General features: G+C 74.2%; 14 protein-coding genes. 8 read left to right on the forward strand and 6 right to left on the reverse strand.

The features are described from left to right. Complete coding sequence (gene arfA / locus H4O22_RS00980) at window positions 1-1,416, reverse strand: arabinosylfuranosidase ArfA (RefSeq protein WP_182525269.1); 1,416 nt, start codon at window positions 1,414-1,416, stop codon at window positions 1-3. Window positions 1,417-1,514: 98 nt separating this feature from the next. Between arfA and H4O22_RS00985 the strand changes: the two genes are divergently transcribed. Both H4O22_RS00985 and H4O22_RS00990 read left to right on the forward strand, forming a co-directional pair. Further along, on the forward strand, window positions 1,515-2,549 hold the full coding sequence (locus H4O22_RS00985) for a methylenetetrahydrofolate reductase (RefSeq protein ID WP_220451238.1): 1,035 nt from the start codon (window positions 1,515-1,517) through the stop codon (window positions 2,547-2,549). After that, window positions 2,546-3,307: a class I SAM-dependent methyltransferase gene (locus tag H4O22_RS00990; RefSeq protein ID WP_182525270.1), complete on the forward strand. Its 762-nt coding sequence runs from the start codon at window positions 2,546-2,548 to the stop codon at window positions 3,305-3,307. Before H4O22_RS00985 ends, H4O22_RS00990 begins: the two co-directional genes overlap by 4 nt. Before the next feature lie 25 nt (window positions 3,308-3,332). On the opposite strand, the gene H4O22_RS00995 is transcribed toward H4O22_RS00990, so the two are convergent. Further along, the gene (locus tag H4O22_RS00995) at window positions 3,333-4,127 is read right to left on the reverse strand and encodes an ABC transporter permease (RefSeq protein WP_182525271.1); all 795 of its coding nucleotides are present in this window, start codon (window positions 4,125-4,127) and stop codon (window positions 3,333-3,335) included. Then, a complete protein-coding gene (locus H4O22_RS01000; protein WP_182525272.1) occupies window positions 4,124-5,065 on the reverse strand; it encodes an ABC transporter ATP-binding protein in 942 nt (313 codons plus the stop codon). The genes H4O22_RS00995 and H4O22_RS01000 overlap by 4 nt, the downstream gene beginning before the upstream one ends. Window positions 5,066-5,275: 210 nt before the next feature. Here H4O22_RS01000 and H4O22_RS01005 point away from each other — a divergent pair, with 210 nt between their 5' ends. From H4O22_RS01005 to H4O22_RS01015, 3 genes are all read left to right on the forward strand, one after another. Then, entirely contained in the window at window positions 5,276-6,463 is a 1,188-nt protein-coding gene (locus H4O22_RS01005) for a sensor histidine kinase (RefSeq protein WP_425325969.1), read from the forward strand. After that, a complete protein-coding gene (locus tag H4O22_RS01010) occupies window positions 6,460-7,137 on the forward strand; it encodes a response regulator transcription factor (RefSeq protein ID WP_182525274.1) in 678 nt (225 codons plus the stop codon). The genes H4O22_RS01005 and H4O22_RS01010 overlap by 4 nt, the downstream gene beginning before the upstream one ends. Before the next feature lie 69 nt (window positions 7,138-7,206). Further along, on the forward strand, window positions 7,207-7,626 hold the full coding sequence (locus tag H4O22_RS01015; protein WP_182525275.1) for a hypothetical protein: 420 nt from the start codon (window positions 7,207-7,209) through the stop codon (window positions 7,624-7,626). A gap of 19 nt (window positions 7,627-7,645) precedes the next feature. On the opposite strand, the gene H4O22_RS01020 is transcribed toward H4O22_RS01015, so the two are convergent. Together H4O22_RS01020 and H4O22_RS01025 are read right to left on the reverse strand one after the other, a co-directional pair. Then, the gene (locus H4O22_RS01020; RefSeq protein ID WP_182525276.1) at window positions 7,646-8,911 is read right to left on the reverse strand and encodes an HNH endonuclease signature motif containing protein; all 1,266 of its coding nucleotides are present in this window, start codon (window positions 8,909-8,911) and stop codon (window positions 7,646-7,648) included. A gap of 337 nt (window positions 8,912-9,248) precedes the next feature. Then, window positions 9,249-9,845 (reverse strand): TetR/AcrR family transcriptional regulator, encoded by a 597-nt coding sequence (locus tag H4O22_RS01025; RefSeq protein WP_182525277.1) that lies wholly within the window; start codon window positions 9,843-9,845, stop codon window positions 9,249-9,251. Between the two features lie 143 nt (window positions 9,846-9,988). Here H4O22_RS01025 and H4O22_RS01030 point away from each other — a divergent pair, with 143 nt between their 5' ends. From H4O22_RS01030 to H4O22_RS01040, 3 genes are read left to right on the forward strand one after another with little or no spacing between them, the layout of a single operon-like run. Further along, on the forward strand, window positions 9,989-12,901 hold the full coding sequence (locus tag H4O22_RS01030; RefSeq protein ID WP_182525278.1) for a crotonase/enoyl-CoA hydratase family protein: 2,913 nt from the start codon (window positions 9,989-9,991) through the stop codon (window positions 12,899-12,901). Between the two features lie 37 nt (window positions 12,902-12,938). Continuing rightward, entirely contained in the window at window positions 12,939-14,090 is a 1,152-nt protein-coding gene (locus H4O22_RS01035) for an acyl-CoA dehydrogenase family protein (RefSeq protein WP_182525279.1), read from the forward strand. Next, window positions 14,090-14,932, forward strand: a complete 843-nt coding sequence (locus tag H4O22_RS01040; RefSeq protein ID WP_182525280.1) for an SDR family oxidoreductase — start codon at window positions 14,090-14,092, stop codon at window positions 14,930-14,932. Before H4O22_RS01035 ends, H4O22_RS01040 begins: the two co-directional genes overlap by 1 nt. Here the strand turns inward: H4O22_RS01040 and H4O22_RS01045 are convergent. Further along, entirely contained in the window at window positions 14,929-15,690 is a 762-nt protein-coding gene (locus H4O22_RS01045) for a hypothetical protein (RefSeq protein ID WP_182525281.1), read from the reverse strand. The genes H4O22_RS01040 and H4O22_RS01045 overlap by 4 nt on opposite strands. Window positions 15,691-15,719 lie beyond the last annotated feature (29 nt).

A 15,719-nucleotide genomic window follows, 5' to 3' on the forward strand; every position in this document is an offset into this window, starting at 1 on the left:
TCACCGGTCCGGCGCGAGCTCCACGACCGACCAGGACAGCGGGGCGACCTCCAGCTCCAGCCGTCCCTCGGGCACCAGGCCGGGGAAGCCGCGCGCGTCGACCGTCGTCCGCACCGGCGCGTCCTCGGACCGGTTGACCAGGACCAGGGAGAGGCGCCCGGTCGCGTCGTCGTACGTCGCGGCCGCGTCCAGCAGCGGCACGTCGCCCGACTCGGCCTCGTACGTCGCGACCCGGGGCTCGACGCGCAGCACGCCGCCGCGCGCGGCGGCCGCGATCCGGGCGAACGGCGCGAAGGTCGGCTGTGTCCAGGCCCGCCCGCCGGGGTCCGTCCGGATCGGCGCGATCACGTTGACGAGCTGGGCCAGGCAACCGATCGCGACCCGGTCGGCGTGCCGCAGCAGGGTGACGAGCAGGCTCGCGACCATCGTCGCGTCGACGTCGTCGTAGGTGTCCTCGAGCAGCGGCGGCGCCTCCGGCCAGGCGTCGGGGTCGGGGTCGGTCCACCGGCTCATGTACCAGACGTTCCACTCGTCGACGGCGACGCCGAGGCGCTTGCGGGACCGGAGCCGGGCGGCCACGTGGTCCGCGGTCGCGGTCACGGACCCGATCGCGAGGTCCAAGGCGTGCGCGCCGGCGAGGTACGCGGACGGCGTCCGGCCGCTCGGGTCGTGGTAGCTGTGCAGCGAGACGTGGTCGACGACGTCGAAGCACTCCTCGAGCACCGCCGCCTCCCACGTCGCGAACGTCGGCATGCTTGGGCTTGAGCTCCCGCAGGCGACCAGCTCGATGCCGGGGTCGACCAGCCGCATCGCGCGCCCGGTCGCCGCCGCGAGCCGGCCGTAGTCGGCGGCGGGCCGGTGCCCGATCTGCCAGGGACCGTCCATCTCGTTGCCCAGGCACCACAGGCGGACGTCGTACGGCGCGCTCGCGCCGTGGGCCCGGCGCAGGTCGGAGAGCCGGGTGCCGCCCGGGTGGTTGCAGTACTCCAGCAGGTCCACCGCCTCCTGGACGCCACGGGTCCCGAGATTCACCGCCAGCATCGGCTCGACCTGCGCCGCCCGGCACCACGCAAGGAACTCGTCGGTGCCGAACGCATTGGTCTCGGTGCTGTGCCACGCCAGGTCCAGGCGTGTCGGCCGCTGCTCGCGGGGCCCGACGCCGTCCTCCCAGCGGTAGCCGGAGACGAAGTTGCCGCCGGGGTAGCGGACCACCGTGGTGCCGAGCCGGCGGACCAGCTCCAGCACGTCGGTGCGGAACCCCCGCGCGTCGGCGGCCGGGTGCCCGGGCTCGAAGACGCCCGTGTGCACGCAGCGCCCCAGGTGCTCGACGAAGGACCCGAAGAGGCGCCGGTCCACGGTCCCGACCCGGAACTGCGGGTCCAGGGTGATCGACGCGGGCACCGGCTCCACCGACATGGGCTGTGTCTACTCCTCGCGAGCTCGCGGATCCAGAGGCGCGACTAGGGTTGCGGCGTGCACCTCCCGCGCCGCTGCCCCGCTCCCGGTCCGGCGCTGTGACGGCGACCCGGCCGGTGCTCGCCGAGGTCACCGGCTGCCCGAAGGCGATGACGTACGGCCCGTGCGGTGGGGTCCGGGACGACGCCTCGTGCGAGCTCGACGCGCGACCCTGCCCGTTCGCGGGGCCGGACGCGCAGGTCGTGCGGTGGGAGCAGGAGCCCCGGTCGCCGGGCGCGCCGGAGAGCGCGCTGCTGGCGGCGGCGCAGCGCGGCCCGGTGGTGCTCACGGACCTGACCATCGCGGCGTACGACCCCGACGGGGTCGCTGCCGTCACCGAGACGCTCGCGGGGTCGTGCGACGCCGTGCTCGTCGGTGAGCACCAGAACCGGCCGGACTTCCCGCCGACCCTGATGGCCGCCTTGATCGCCCAGGCCGGCGGCGTTGCCTGGGTGACGCTCGCGTGCCGCGACCGCAACCGGCTGGTGCTCGAGCAGGAGCTGGCGGGGCTCGCCGTCGCCGGCGTCGACGGGGTGCTGTGCGTGACCGGGGACGTGCGCGCCCAGGGCGTGCGGTCCGACGTCACCCAGGTCTTCGACCTCGACGGGACCCAGCTCGCGGCGCTCGCGTGCCGGGCCGGGCACGCGGTGGCGGTGCCCGAAGCGCCGGAGGCGGCTCCGCGGCACCTGCGCCCGGCTCGGCTGGTGGAGAAGCAGCGGGCCGGCGCCCACCTCGCCGTCCTCAACCACGTGGGCAGCCCGGAGGGCGTGGCGTCGTTCGTCGCCGCCGCCCGCGGGCTCGGCCTGACGATCCCGGTGATCGCGGCGGTGGCCGTCTACACCGACGAGCGGTCCGCCCGGGTCCTGCAGAACTTCCCCGGCCTGCACGTCGACCCCGCCCAGGTGGAGCGGGTGCTCGGTGCGGCCGACGTACGGGCGGCGGGCATCGAGGCGGCGGTGGGCGAGGCGCGGGCGCTGCTGGCGATCGAGGGTGTGGCCGGCGTGAACCTGTCGGGGCTGGCCTCCGGCGCGGGCGTGCTGGCCGGAGCGCAGATCAAGGCCGAGATCGGCCACCGGATCCGGGAGGGCCGATGAGCGAAGCAGAACCGATGGCCGACGAGTTCGACACCGTCGCCTGGTGGACGGCGACCGCGGTCGCGGAGCTGGGGCAGGACCACGCCCTGCCGGCCGCGTGCCGGGGCAGCGGCAGCCCGGCCGGGCTCGACTGGCTGGGCGCCTCCCTGGGCCTCGCGCCGGGGACCCGGCTCCTGGACTCCGGCGCCGGCGTCGGCGGGCCGGCGGAGTACGCCGCCCGGTCGTTCGGCGTACGTCCGGTCCTGGCCGAGCCGATGGAGGGCGCCTGCCGGGCCGCGAGCCGGCTCTTCGACAACCCGGTCGTGGTCGCCGACGGGCTGGCGCTCCCCTTCCCGGACGAGGCCTTCGACGCCGCCTGGTCGCTCGGGGTGCTGTGCACGATCGAGGACAAGCGGGCCTACCTCGCGGAGCTGCGCCGGGCGGTGGTCCCGGGCGGCGCGGTCGGCCTGCTGGTCTACACGCGCGCCGTGGAGTCCCTCCCCGACCAGCCGGAGGGGAACCACTTCCCGACCCGGTCCGAGCTCGCCGACGACCTGCGGGCGACGGGCCTGACGCTGGTCGAGGAGACGCTGCTCGCCGACCTCCCCGAGACCCCGGAGGACTGGAACCAGGCCGCCGCCCGGGTGGAGGACGTCATCGAGCGCCGGCACCGCGACGACGAGCGCTGGCAGCGGGCGCAGTCCCAGCAGGAGACGATCGTCGGGCTGATCCGCGACGAGCTCGTCGTCGGCGTGCTGGTCAGCTGCCGGCGGGACTGACCCCGGGAGACACCCGCTGGCGCGGTCACACCGGTCGACGCAGGAACGCGACAGCGGCTCCCAGGAGGGGGACGAGGATCCATGCCCCGAAGACCGCCGCACCGACGACCGGGCTGAGGAGGGACGGGTCCGGCGCCACCGAGGTGAAGGAGCTCCCGGCCATGGACGGCAGGTACTGGAGGACGTCGTCCCGCCCGCTCGCCGGGAGCAGGAGGAAGCCGAGGCCGGGGAGGACGAAGATGAGCCCGAACAGCGTCGAGATCGCCCCCGCCGTGCTCCGCAGGAGGGCACCCAGAGCGAGCCCCAGCAGGGCGGTGCCCGTGAGGAAGGCAGCGACACCCAGGACGGCACGGAGGACGCCGGGGTCGCCCAGGGTCGCGGTGGTGACGTCGCCGCTGCCGATCAGGGCCTGACCGGCGAGGAACGCGACGAGGGCACTCGCCCCGAGCGCGGAGAACGTCGCGATGGCCACGACCGTGACCTTGGCCCAGAGCACGGGGAGCCGGGACGGAACAGCAGTGAGCGTGGTCCGGATCGTCCCGGTGCTGTACTCGCTGGTGATGGCGAGCACGCCGAGCACGCCGATGACGAGCTGCGCGACCTGGACCCCGGCGAGGGCCACCCCGGCGGGGTCGTCCCCGGCGTCCGCCGGTGGGTTCCCGATCACGCCACCGACCATGGCGGAGAAGATGAGTCCGATGGACAGGAGCGCGCCTGCGGCAGCGGCGAGCGTGACCAGGTTGCTTCGTACCGACCTGATCTTGGTCCATTCCGAGCGCATGACGTTGCGCATCGTGATGCGGCGTGGCTGGGTGCTCATCGGGCTGCCCTCTCGTCGGTGGGATGAACGGTCGCGGTGGTCTCGCCGGCGTACTCGACGGCGTCTCGGGTGAGCTCCATGAACGCCTCTTCGAGAGACGCCTGCTTGCTGCTCAGCTCGTGCACGGGGATCGAGGCCTCGCCGGCGCGGGCGCCGATCTGCTCGGGCGTGAGGCCGATGACGTCGAGAGATCCGTCCGGTTCGGTGGTCACGGTGACGCCGTCGCCAGCGAGGAGCGGCTGCAGCTGAGCCGCTCGGGGGCTGCGGACCCGGACGCTGCGAAGGGACCTGCTCATCAGCTCGGCGACCGGCAGGTCCGCGATGAGCCGCCCGCGACCCACGATGACGAGATGCTCGGCGGTCATGGCCATCTCCGTCATCAGGTGGGAGGAGACGAACACCGTTCGGCCCTCGGCGGCGAGGTTGCGGAGCAGCTCACGGATCCAGCGGATGCCGTCGGGGTCGAGGCCGTTGACCGGCTCGTCCAGCACGACCGTCTGGGGGTCTCCGAGCAGCGCCCCGGCGATCCCGAGCCGCTGGCCCATGCCGAGCGAGAAGCCCCCGACCCGGTCCTTGCTGACCTCGGTGAGCCCGACCAGCTCCAGCATCTCGTCGACGCGACTCGTCGGCAGCCCGTGCGTGTGGGCCTGGGCCAGGAGGTGGTTGCGGGCGGAACGGCCGGGATGCGTGGCCGCGGCGTCCAGCAGCACGCCGAGCTCTCGGATGGGCATGGGGTGTGCGCGGTACGGACGACCGTTGACGGTGGCGCGTCCGCTGGTCGGCTCCTCCAGCCCGACCAGCATCCTCATCGTGGTCGACTTCCCCGCGCCGTTGGGCCCGAGGAACCCGGTGACGACACCCGGCTTCACGGTGATGGAGAGATCGTCCACGACGGTCTTGGAGCCGTACTGCTTCGTCAGGTGCTGTAGTTCGATCATGGTGTTCTCCTCGTGTGACCGGAGCTTCCGGCGTCGAGGAAAGCCTGCTCGGCCGGCGTGCCGTCCCGCGTCGTGCAGGCGCAGACACCTGCGTCTGCTGCCGGCGCAGCAGGGCACGGGGCACGGAGGGTCCAGGTACCGCGCTGGCGGTACGTGGGTGTACTGCGCTCGGACGACGCCTCGGCCCGGTGTGGTTCGTAGGCTCCGCGTATGACAGGGCTCAGCGAGCTGCGCGCACTCCACCGGAGGCACCCTGCGGTGTTCGATGCGCTGCTCGCGGTGGGGCTCATGCCGGTCGCGGTCCTCGTCCCGGACCCGGACCGCCCAGACGGGTCCTCGCTGTCCGGCGCGGCCGCGCCGGTCGCGATCCTGACCTGCGCCGTGCTCGCCTTCCGTCGCCGGCGGCCCGGCGCCGTCCTGGCGGGCACCACCGTGGGGGCCGCGGTCGTCATCGTCCTGGCGGGTGGGGCGTCGTGGATCGTCCTGACGACGTTCGTGGCCCTGTACACGTTCGCCGTCCTGAACGACCGACGTCGCACGGTGTGGGCCTTTGCGGCGTCGCTGGCGATCGTGTCGGCGGCCGTCGCGGTGGTGACCGACCCGTGGCCGCTCGACCCGCAGGCCTTTCAGTACGTCTCGTCGTTCGCCGTCGCGGCGGCCGTCGGCACGGCGGTCCGGTCCCGTCGCGCCTACGTCCTCGCTGTCGAGGAACGCGCCGAGCGGGCGGAACGGTCTCGCGAGCAGGAGGCTGCCCGGCGCGTCGCGGAGGAACGGCTACGCATCGCGCGCGAGCTCCACGACGTGGTCGCGCATCGCGTGGCGATCGTGAACGTCCAGGCCTCGGTGGCTCGTCATCTCGTGCTCACCGACCCGCCGGCGGCACTCACGGCGATCGAGCACGTGCGGGAAGCGGGGCGAGCGATCCTCGATGAGCTGAGCGACGTCTTGAACGTCCTGCGCCAACCGGACGAGCCAGTGGACCCCCACGCCCCGGCACCCGGCCTGGATCAGGTGCCCCACCTGGTTGCCTCCTTCCAGTCCGCGGGCTTGAGCATCACCCAGTCGGTGTCGGGGAGTCCTCGCGCGATCGCGGGGGGAGCTGACCTCGTGGCGTACCGGGTCCTGCAGGAAGCCCTCACGAACGCCCACAAGCACGGAACCGGGCAGGCCACCATGACCATTTGCTATGCGCCCACCGACGTCGGGCTGGAGGTCACCAATCCCACCAGCGATGGCGAGGAGTCCGTACGTCCCTCCGCGGCCGATGCCGGGTTCGGCCTCGTCGGGATGCGGGAGCGCGTGGCTGCGGTCGGTGGGGAGATGGCGGCACGGCAGGATCCTGATGGGCACTTCCGGGTGACGGTCCGACTGCCCGACCGAGCGGGGCTGGACAGGTGAGCATCCGTGTCGTCATCGCGGACGACCAGGGGCTCATCCGGGTGGGCTTCAGGTCGCTGATCGACTCCGCTCCGGACATGTGCGTCGTGGGGGAGGCCGGCAACGGGCAGGAGGCGGTCGACCTGGTCCGCGAGACCCGAGCCGACGTCGTGGTGATGGACATCCGGATGCCCGAGCTGGACGGGCTGGGTGCGACGCGACTCATCTGCGCTGACGAGGACCTGGCCGGCGTCCGCGTCCTCATCCTGACGACCTTCGAGCTCGATGAGTACGTCCTCGAAGCGGTCGAGGCCGGTGCCAGCGGGTTCCTCGGCAAGAGCGTCGATCCCGAGGACCTGGTGCACGCGATCAGGACGCTGGCGGCCGGCGACGCCCTGCTGTCACCCAAGGCGACCAGGGCTCTGATCAGCCGGTACGCCAGACCGGTCGCGGCCGAGCCTCCTGGCGCCGCGGATTCAGCACTGTTGCCGGCATTGACCGACCGGGAGCGCGAGGTGGTCGTCCTGGTGGCTCACGGCTTGACCAACGACGACATCGCTGAGCGCCTCTTCGTGTCTCCGCTGACGGCCAAGACCCATGTGAACCGAGCGATGATGAAGGTGGGCGCACGCGACCGAGCGCAGCTGGTGGTCGCCGCCTACCAGAGCGGCCTCATCCGACCTGGGCCGTCGTAGGCCACCGCACGGGGCAGCCCTTCGAGCAGAAGCGGGCGTAGCGGTCGCCGACCATGCCACCCTTCGTCGGTGGCTGACATCCGCATCGCCCAGGTCGACGAGCGCGACAGCAACTGGGAGCTGTCTTCCCCGACGTTCCGGGTGTACCTGCACGGCAGCGGTCCGGACAGCACCGAAGGGTTCACGGACACCTACGACATCACGGGCCGCGACGTGCTCCAGGTGATCGACTGGGCACAGCGGCAGGCGGCGGACTCGCTGACGTACGCCGTCGCCCTCGTCGTGGACGACGAGGCGACGGAGCAACGCAGTCCCGGCCACGCTCGTGGGTTGATCTGGCTCGTCGGGACGGACGGGAACGCCGACGTGAGCCGTGATCCCGAAGGGGCGACGACCCACCAGCGCATGCTGCAACGACGGGCTCACCCGATCCGGGTCGGCGAGGCGGACGAGATGCCGACCGACGTGCCGGACCCCTACAACGTTTGACCGTCTTGGCTCGGTCGGCCTACGTCCGCCGGTGGAACCTGACCTCGCCGGACGCGAGCCGACTGGTCTCGTAGGCCGGGTCGTGGATGCGGGCGTGGTGGCGTGGACAGAGGTTGCGGGCGTTGGCGAGGTCGGTGGGGCCGCCGTCGGCCCAGCTCTCGTCGTGGTGGGAGTGGCAGAGGTAGGCCGGCCAGTCGCAGCCCTCGGCGGTGCAGGTGGGCTGGGCGAGGTTGAGGGCGATGCGCAGGGCCCGGGGGAACAGCCGTGCGGTGCGGCCGAGGTCGAGGACCTCGGAGTCGGTGCCGAGCACCGCCGGGATGAGACCCGCTTCGCAGGCGAGGCGTCGGGCGGTGGCCGCGGAGACCAGGGTGCCGTCGTCGAGGACCGCGGGCCTGAGACCGTCGAGGAGCCCGGTGTGGTCCATGGTGAGGACGAGGGAGGCGTTGAGGCCACCGAGCTGGGGCAGCTGGTCGGCGGGGAGCCGTTCGAGGAGCTCGCAGAAGGGGTCTCCCATCCGCTCGGGTGCGGGCCGGCGTTCGGCTGAGTCAGCACCGGAGTCGGCTCCGTGGATCGCGGTCTGGTGCTTGGGGGCGGCGAACGCGAGGAGCATCTTGCGCAGCATCGCGCCGTGGAGCGCCGGGATCTTGAACTTCCCGACCGTGCTGCCCTGACCGTCGTGGCACAGGGTGAGCCAGGCCGACTCGCGTGCGGCGCGCTCCTCCCGCTCCAGGGCTCGGGCGTCGCGCTCCTCGCCGATCTCGGGGGCCAGGACCGTGAGCAGGCGCTTGCCGAGCAGGCGCAGCGCGTGTGCGTCGTGGTCGAGCGCCTCGATCAGCAGGTGCTGCTCGGCGCGGGCGACGAGGGCGGGGTCGAGGTCGTCGGGGAGGGCGTCGACGGCGTCGGTGATGGCTCGGGCCTGGTCGACGACGAGGTGGCCCTCACGCAGCGCGGCCGCGGTCGGCTCGTGCTGCTCGAGGTCGCGGGCGAGCCGGAGGCGGGCCTTGGCGACGGGTCGGGTCTGCCCTGTCTCCACCGCCCACCAGGTGGCGGTGTCGGTGGCGCCGGTGCGGTCGCCGCAGTGGTGGCGGTCGGCCTGCAGGGCGACGCGGAGCTCGAGCTCGGCAACCCGCGCGGACAGGGTGGTCAACGACCGCAGCGTCTCGGCGGTCTCGTCCTGGTCGAGCCCGAACAAGGCCACGTCGGCGAGGTCGTCGAGCTCGGCGTGCAGACGCGCGACCGCTGCCGACACCGGGTGGTGTCGGGTGGGTCGGAGGTCCGCTGTCATGGGTCTACTCAAGCACTCGCCGCCGACAGTCCGGCCACTGTTTCCGCAGGTCAGACCGCATGTTGGACAGGAATCTTCCAGGTTTTTCCAGGCGGTGGTGGCCCGGGTCGGAGGTGGGCTGCGGGGGTCTCGACATCGTTCGCCGCTGCTCGACTACCGGGGGTCGAGCAGGGAAGGCGCGCAGCGCCTGACCGTTGTCGAGACCGGGTGGGCCGACGTACGGCGGTGGTGGGCGCCCTGCCTTCGTTGCGGGGGTCTCGACATCGCTCGTCGCTGGCGCTCCTCGCTGCTCGACCGCCGGGGTCCGCTGGCGCTCCTCGCTGCTCGACCACCGGCGTCAGGGGCGCTCGGCGGCGAGGACGGCGAGGGCTTGCTTCCAGGCCTCGACGACGGCGGAGGTGCCGGTGCGGGGGTGCAGGATGCCGGCGAGGTGGGAGCCGGTCAGCAGGTCGATGGTGAACTGCACGAGCATCGGCGTGCGGGGGTGGTCGTGGCCGGCCAGGCGTGTGACGCCGCGGTGCACGGTGGTGAAGATCCGCTCCTGGAGCGGGACGAGGGCGCGGCGCAGGTCCGGGTCGGTGCGGGCGGCGACCCAGAGCTCCAGGGCGGCGGCGAACGGCGGGCCCTGCAGCTCGTGCCAGATCAGGTCGACGAGGTCGTCCCAGCTGGTCGGCCCGGCGTCGTCGTCGGTGCGCGCCACGGTGAGCACCTCGAGCCGCCGCTCGATGATGTCCTCCACGACCGCCGCCATCAGCGCGCTGCGGGTGGGGAAGTGGTGCAGCAGGGTGCCGCGGGCGACCCCCGCGCGCTGCTGCACGTGACCGACGGTGGTCGCGGCGTACCCGCCGTCGAGGAGGCACTCGTACGCCGCGTCCAGCAGCCGCTCCCGGGTGGCGGCGGAGCGCGCCTGCTGGGTACGTCGCGGGCTCGCCATGGGCGGACCCTACAACCGTCCGGAGGCCGGTCCCGGCTTGCCAACCGGCGCCCGGCTGACCGATGATCGTCAAAACAGTCCGATCAGACTGAAAGTTGGCGAGGATGTCCCGGGTACGTCGCAGCAGGTCCACAGCCGGAGCGGTGCGCACCCTGCTCCCCGTGCTCGCGCAGACCGCGAAGGTGGTCGCGCAGGACCTCGCCGACCGGGTGACGGGCGGCGGCGGTGCTCCCGCCCCGGCGGACGTCGACGTGCCGGAGCCCACCGGCACGGCCGACTACGCGCGGCGGGTGCACGCCCAGCGGCTGGTCGCGGCCCCCGCGGCCGCGGCGGTCGAGCTGATCACCGACCTCGGCCGGGCGCACGAGTGGCTGACCCTGCACCTGTCCTGGCGCGGCGAGCCGCCGGCGCGGATGGTGGCCGGCGAGGAGTTCGTCCAGCAGATCTCGCTCATGGACATCCCCGCGCAGGCGCGGTGGCGCGTGGAGCGGGCCGACGCGACCGGCTTCGAGCTGCGCGGGACCGGCCCGATGGGCATCACCGTCGGCCTGTGGGGCACGGTGGCCGAGGCGCCGGGGGGCGCCGCCGTACGGCTCGACGGCGCGCTCGACGGCCCGCCCGTGCGCGGCCCGGTCGGGCTGACCGCGGTGCGGAGCGTCGAGAAGGCGCTGGCCGACTCACTCGTGATCCTCGCCGGGCTCCTCGAGGGCGGCGGCGGTGGCCGGGCCCGGATCGCCGACGAGCCGGTGCGCCACGAGCGCACCGGGCGGCTGCTGGACCCCTCCACCCCGGTCGTGGTCGGTGTCGGGCAGGTCGTCCGCCGGCAGCCGGACCTCGCGGCCCCCACGGAGCCGGTCGCCCTGGCCGTCGAGGCGCTCCGCGCAGCCGCGGCCGACGCCGGTGCCCGTGCCGACGTCGACCTGCTGGCCCGCGCCGACCTGGTCTACGCGGTCCCGAGCGCGTCCTGGACGTACGGCGACCAGGCCGGCCTCGTCGCCGGGCTGGTGGGCGCCGACGAGGCGGGCACCGTGCAGACCTCGCCGTACGGCGGGGACGGCGGCCAGCTCGCGCTGAACGACGCCGCGCAGCAGGTCGTCGAGGGCCGCGCGAGCGTCGTCCTGGTCAGCGGCGCCGAGGCCGGCGCCACCGTCGCGGCCCTCCAGGCGCAGGGCCGGGAGCCGGACTGGACCCGCCAGCCCGCCGACGCCGCCCCCGACCGGGTCATCGGCGTGGACCGGCCGGCCAACAACGAGCCCGAGACCAGCGTCGGGCTCGGTGCCCCGATCTACGCCTACGCGCTGATGGAGTCCGCGCTGCGCGGCGCGGCCGGCACCCCGGCCGACGAGCACCGCGACCGGATCGCCGGCCTGTGGGCCCGGCACAGCGCGATCGCCGCGGGGAACCCCTTCGCCTGGGACCCCCGCGAGCGGACCGCCGCCGAGATCGCGACCCCGACGACCGCGAACCGTGCGGTCGCCGACCCGTACACGAAGCTGATGTGCGCCAACCTCCAGGTCGACCTCGCCGCCGGCGTGGTCGTCACCAGCGTCGCCGCGGCGCACGCCCTCGGGATCCCGCAGGACCGGTGGGTCTTCCTGCACGCGGGCGCCTCCACGACCGACGAGTGGTTCCTCTCCGAGCGGGCCGACCTCGCCGCCTCGCCGGCGATCGCCGCCGCGGGCGCAGCGGTCCTGGGCCACGCGGGCCTCACGGTCGAGGACCTCGGGCCGATCGACCTCTACTCCTGCTTCCCGGCCGCCGTCCAGCTCGCCGCGCACGCGCTCGGCCTGCCGTGGGACTCCCCGGACCGGCCGCTCAGCGTCACCGGCGGCCTCACCTCCGCGGGCGGGCCCGGCAACAACTACGGCCTGCACGCGGTGTCCACGATGGTCCCGATGCTGCGCGAGCACCCGGAGCAGCACGGGCTGTCCAGCTCGCTGGGCTGGTACGCCACGAAGCACGCGCTCGGCATCTGGTCCGCCACACCCCCGGAAGCGCGCTTCGCGCACCTGACGCCGGCCTTCGACCGCCCCCCGCCGCGCCCGGTCCGCACCGAGCTGGACGGCGACGCGGTGGTCGAGGCGGTCACCGTCGCCCACGACCGCAGCGGTCGTTCGGAGGGCGCCGTCGTGTCGGCGATCGACCCGACCGGCGCGCGGGTGCTGCTGCGCCGCGAGGACCCCGCGGACATCGCGCTGCTCACCGGCAGCGACCCGCTGCGGCGTACCGTCCGGCTCGTCGACGACCGGCTGGTGCTCTCCGAGGACCGCCACGACCTGCCCGACCCGCCGCCCGCCCCGGTCCGCACCGAGCGCGACGGCGACGACGTCCTCGTCATCACCCTGGACCGGCCGCAGGTCCGCAACGCCGTCGACCTGCGTACGGCGCGGCTCCTCGAGCGCGCGGTCGACGATGCCGAGGCCGACGACACCGTCCGGGCGCTCGTGCTGACCGGCGCGGGGGACACCTTCTGCGCGGGCATGGACCTGGCCGGCGCGCACCGCGGCGAGGTGCCGGTCACCGACCGGCGCGGGCCGCTCGGGCTGACCGCGGAGCCGCCCACCAAGCCGATGGTCGCCGCGGTCGAGGGGCCCGCGCTCGCCGGCGGGTTCGAGCTCGCGCTCTGCGCCGACCTCGTCGTCGCCGGGGAGGGCGCGACGTTCGGGCTGCCGGAGGTCAAGCGCGGCCTGCTCGCCGCGGCCGGCGGCCTCTGGCGCGTCGGCAGCCGGCTGCCGCGGGCGGTCGCGCTCGAGCTGGCGCTCGTCGGCGACCCGCTCCCGGCCGCCCGGCTCGCCGAGCTCGGCCTGATCAACGCGGTCGTGCCGACCGGGACCGCTCTGACCGCGGCCCTGGACCTGGCGCACCGGATCGCCGCCAACGCACCCCTGTCGGTGCGCGTCGGCAAGCAGGTCGTCGACGCCGCGCCGGGGTGGACCGCCGAGGAGGGCTTCGCCCGGCAGAGCGAGCTGGCCAGCCCGGTGCTCCTCTCCGACGACGCCCGCGAGGGCGTGGCCGCCTTCGCCGAGCGGCGACCGCCCCGCTGGACCGGTCGCTGAGACCGCCCACCCCCCGACCCGGAAGAGAAGGACAGTCATGGACGCATGGAGCACCCCGGAACGACTGGCGCTGCGCGAGGCCGTCACCCGGTTCACCGAGCGCGAGATCGTGCCGCACCTCCCGCGGTGGGAGGACGAGGGGCAGCTGCCGCGCGAGCTCAGCCTCGCCGCTGCCGAGGCGGGCATCCTCGGGGTCGGGTTCGCCGAGGAGGTCGGCGGCCAGGGCGGGGACGCGATCGACACCGCGATCGTCACCGAGGCGATCATCGCGGCCGGCGGCAGCTCCGGCGTGATCGCGTCGCTGTTCACCCACGGCATCGCCGTCCCGCACATCATCGACAGCGGGAACGCCGACCTCATCGACCGGTTCGTCCGGCCGGCCCTCGCCGGCGAGCTGATCGGCTCCCTCGGCATCACCGAGCCGGGCGGCGGCAGCGACGTCGCCGGCATCACGACCCGCGCGGTCCGCGACGGCGACCACTACGTCGTCAACGGCGCGAAGACCTTCATCACCTCCGCCGTGCGCGGGGACTTCGTCACCACTGCGGTCCGCACCGGCGGCCCCGGGTTCGGCGGGGTCAGCCTGCTCGTCGTCGAGAAGGGCATGCCGGGCTTCGAGGTCGCCCGCCCGCTGCGCAAGATGGGCTGGCACTGCTCCGACACCGCCGAGCTCAGCTTCACCGACGTCCGCGTCCCCGTCGCCAACCTGGTCGGCGAGGAGAACGGCGGGTTCGTGCTGGTGATGCAGCAGTTCGTCAACGAGCGCCTCGGCCTGGCCCTGCAGGGGTACGCCACCGCGCAGCGCGCGCTCGACCTCGCCGTCCGCCACGCCCGGGAGCGGGAGACCTTCGGCAAGCCGCTGGTCAGCCGCCAGGTCATCCGGCACAAGCTGGTCGAGATGCACCGCCGCACCGCGGCGGCGCGCACCGTCACCCGGGCCGCCATCGAGCGGTCGCTGGCCACCTCGGTGACCGACCCCGGCGTCATCCTGGACGCGCTGATGGCCAAGAGCACCGCGGTCGAGGCCGTCGAGTGGGTGGTCAGCGAGGCGGTGCAGATCCACGGCGGCATGGGCTACATGCGCGAGTCGGAGATCGACCGGCACTACCGCGACGCCCGGATCCTGGGCATCGGCGGCGGCGCCACCGAGGTGCTCAACGACCTCTCCGCGAAGCTGCTGGGCTACTGATGACCCGGCACGCGGAGCTCCGCGGACTCGTCGTGGTCGTCACCGGGGGAGCCCGCGGGATCGGGCTCGCCACCGCCGAGCGGTTCGCCCGGGCCGGCGCCCGGGTCGCCCTCGGCGACCGTGACGCCGAGCTCGCGACGACCGCGGCGGCGGACCTCGCCGTACGCACCGGTGCCCGGGTGGTCGCCGCGCCGCTCGACGTCACCGAGCCCGCGTCCTGGACGGCGTTCCTGGCGGCGGTCGCGGACCTGGGCCCCGTGGACGTGCTGGTGAACAACGCCGGGATCATGCCGCTCGGGCCGGTGCTCGAGGAGCCCGCCGAGGTCGCGCGCCGCATCTTCGACGTCAACCTGCACGGCGTGGTCAACGGGACCAAGGCCGTCGCCCCCGGCATGGTCGAGCGGGGCCACGGGCACGTCGTCAACGTCGCCTCCGCGGTCGGCCGGGTCGCGCTCGCCGGCGGGGCCAGCTACTCGGCCTCGAAGTTCGCCGTCGTGGGCTTCACCGAGGCCACCCGCGCCGAGCTCGCGCCGTACGGCGTCGACGTCGCCATGGTGCTCCCGACCGTGGTGACCACCGAGCTCTCGGCCGGCGTGCCCGCGGCCCGCGGGGTCAAGCCGGTGAGCGCGGAGGACGTCGCGGCGGTCATCGAGCGCGCCGTACGCCGGCCCACGGCCGAGCAGTGGGTGCCGCGCTGGAGCAAGTCCCTCGCCCGGGGCGCGGACCTGATGCCGCGCCGCCTCAAGGCGGTGACCGCCCGCGCGTTGCGGGCCGACTCGGCGCTGGACCACGCCGACCCGGCGGCGCGCGCGGCGTACGAGGACCGGGTCCGCCGCAGCTAAGCGATCCGCCGACCGACGAGGGCGACGGCCAGCAGCAGCACCGCGGCACAGGCCGCGACCACCCAGACGGCGGTGGTGCCGTCGCTCGCGCCGGTGACGGCGATGCCGAGCATCGCCCAGCAGCCGGCCGCGACGTACGCCGGGTTGCCCCGCGTCGCGACGGTGACCACCGCCAGGGTGGCCACGGCGACGGCCAGCACGACCAGCTGCCACGGCAGCGCGTCCGCCTCGGTCGCGTCGAGCGAGACCAGTGCGGTCGAGACGTTGAGGAAGAACGCGGCGGTCACCCACCCGGCGTACAGGCCGACCGCGACCAGCGTCGAGAGCCGCACGAGGCGGTCGTCGAGGCCCGCCCGGCGCACGGTCAGGACCCCGTCGAGGGCGGCGAGCAGCATGACCAGCAGCACCGCGGCGGTGGCCACGGCGCTGTCCAGGCCCGCGACGACGATCCACACGGCGCCGGCGGCGTACAGGAGCCCCTGGTCCACCTGCAGCCGGCGCGGCACCCGCTCGGCGCCGCGCACGAGCACGACGACCGCCTGCACGATCGCCGCGGTGTAGATGACGCCCCAGATCGAGAACGCCCACCCGGCCGGCGTGATCAGCAGGTCCGGCCCGCTGCCCGCGCCGGGGGAGCTGCCGGGGCCGTTGATGGTGACCACCGGCGCGACCACCTCGAGCAGGGCCGCCGCCAGCACCACCCACGCCAGGGCGCGGGTGCCCGTGGCGGACGGGGATGAGGACTCCACACGGCTCACCTCGTCACCCTACGCAGGGCACCATCCGC

The sequence above is a fragment of the Nocardioides dongkuii genome (genome assembly GCF_014127485.1).
In the GTDB taxonomy this organism is placed as follows: Bacteria; Actinomycetota; Actinomycetes; order Propionibacteriales; family Nocardioidaceae; genus Nocardioides; species Nocardioides dongkuii.

Coding starts and splice junctions, on each gene's coding strand:
- H4O22_RS00990 (WP_182525270.1), top strand. CDS start 2,546: ATGAGCGAAGCAGAACCGATGGCCGACGAGTTCGACACCGTCGCCTGG.
- H4O22_RS00995 (WP_182525271.1), bottom strand. CDS start 4,127: ATGAGCACCCAGCCACGCCGCATCACGATGCGCAACGTCATGCGCTCG.
- H4O22_RS01025 (WP_182525277.1), bottom strand. CDS start 9,845: ATGGCGAGCCCGCGACGTACCCAGCAGGCGCGCTCCGCCGCCACCCGG.
- H4O22_RS01005 (WP_425325969.1), top strand. CDS start 5,276: ATGACAGGGCTCAGCGAGCTGCGCGCACTCCACCGGAGGCACCCTGCG.
- H4O22_RS01040 (WP_182525280.1), top strand. CDS start 14,090: ATGACCCGGCACGCGGAGCTCCGCGGACTCGTCGTGGTCGTCACCGGG.
- arfA (WP_182525269.1), bottom strand. CDS start 1,416: ATGTCGGTGGAGCCGGTGCCCGCGTCGATCACCCTGGACCCGCAGTTC.
- H4O22_RS01000 (WP_182525272.1), bottom strand. CDS start 5,065: ATGATCGAACTACAGCACCTGACGAAGCAGTACGGCTCCAAGACCGTC.
- H4O22_RS01020 (WP_182525276.1), bottom strand. CDS start 8,911: ATGACAGCGGACCTCCGACCCACCCGACACCACCCGGTGTCGGCAGCG.
- H4O22_RS01035 (WP_182525279.1), top strand. CDS start 12,939: ATGGACGCATGGAGCACCCCGGAACGACTGGCGCTGCGCGAGGCCGTC.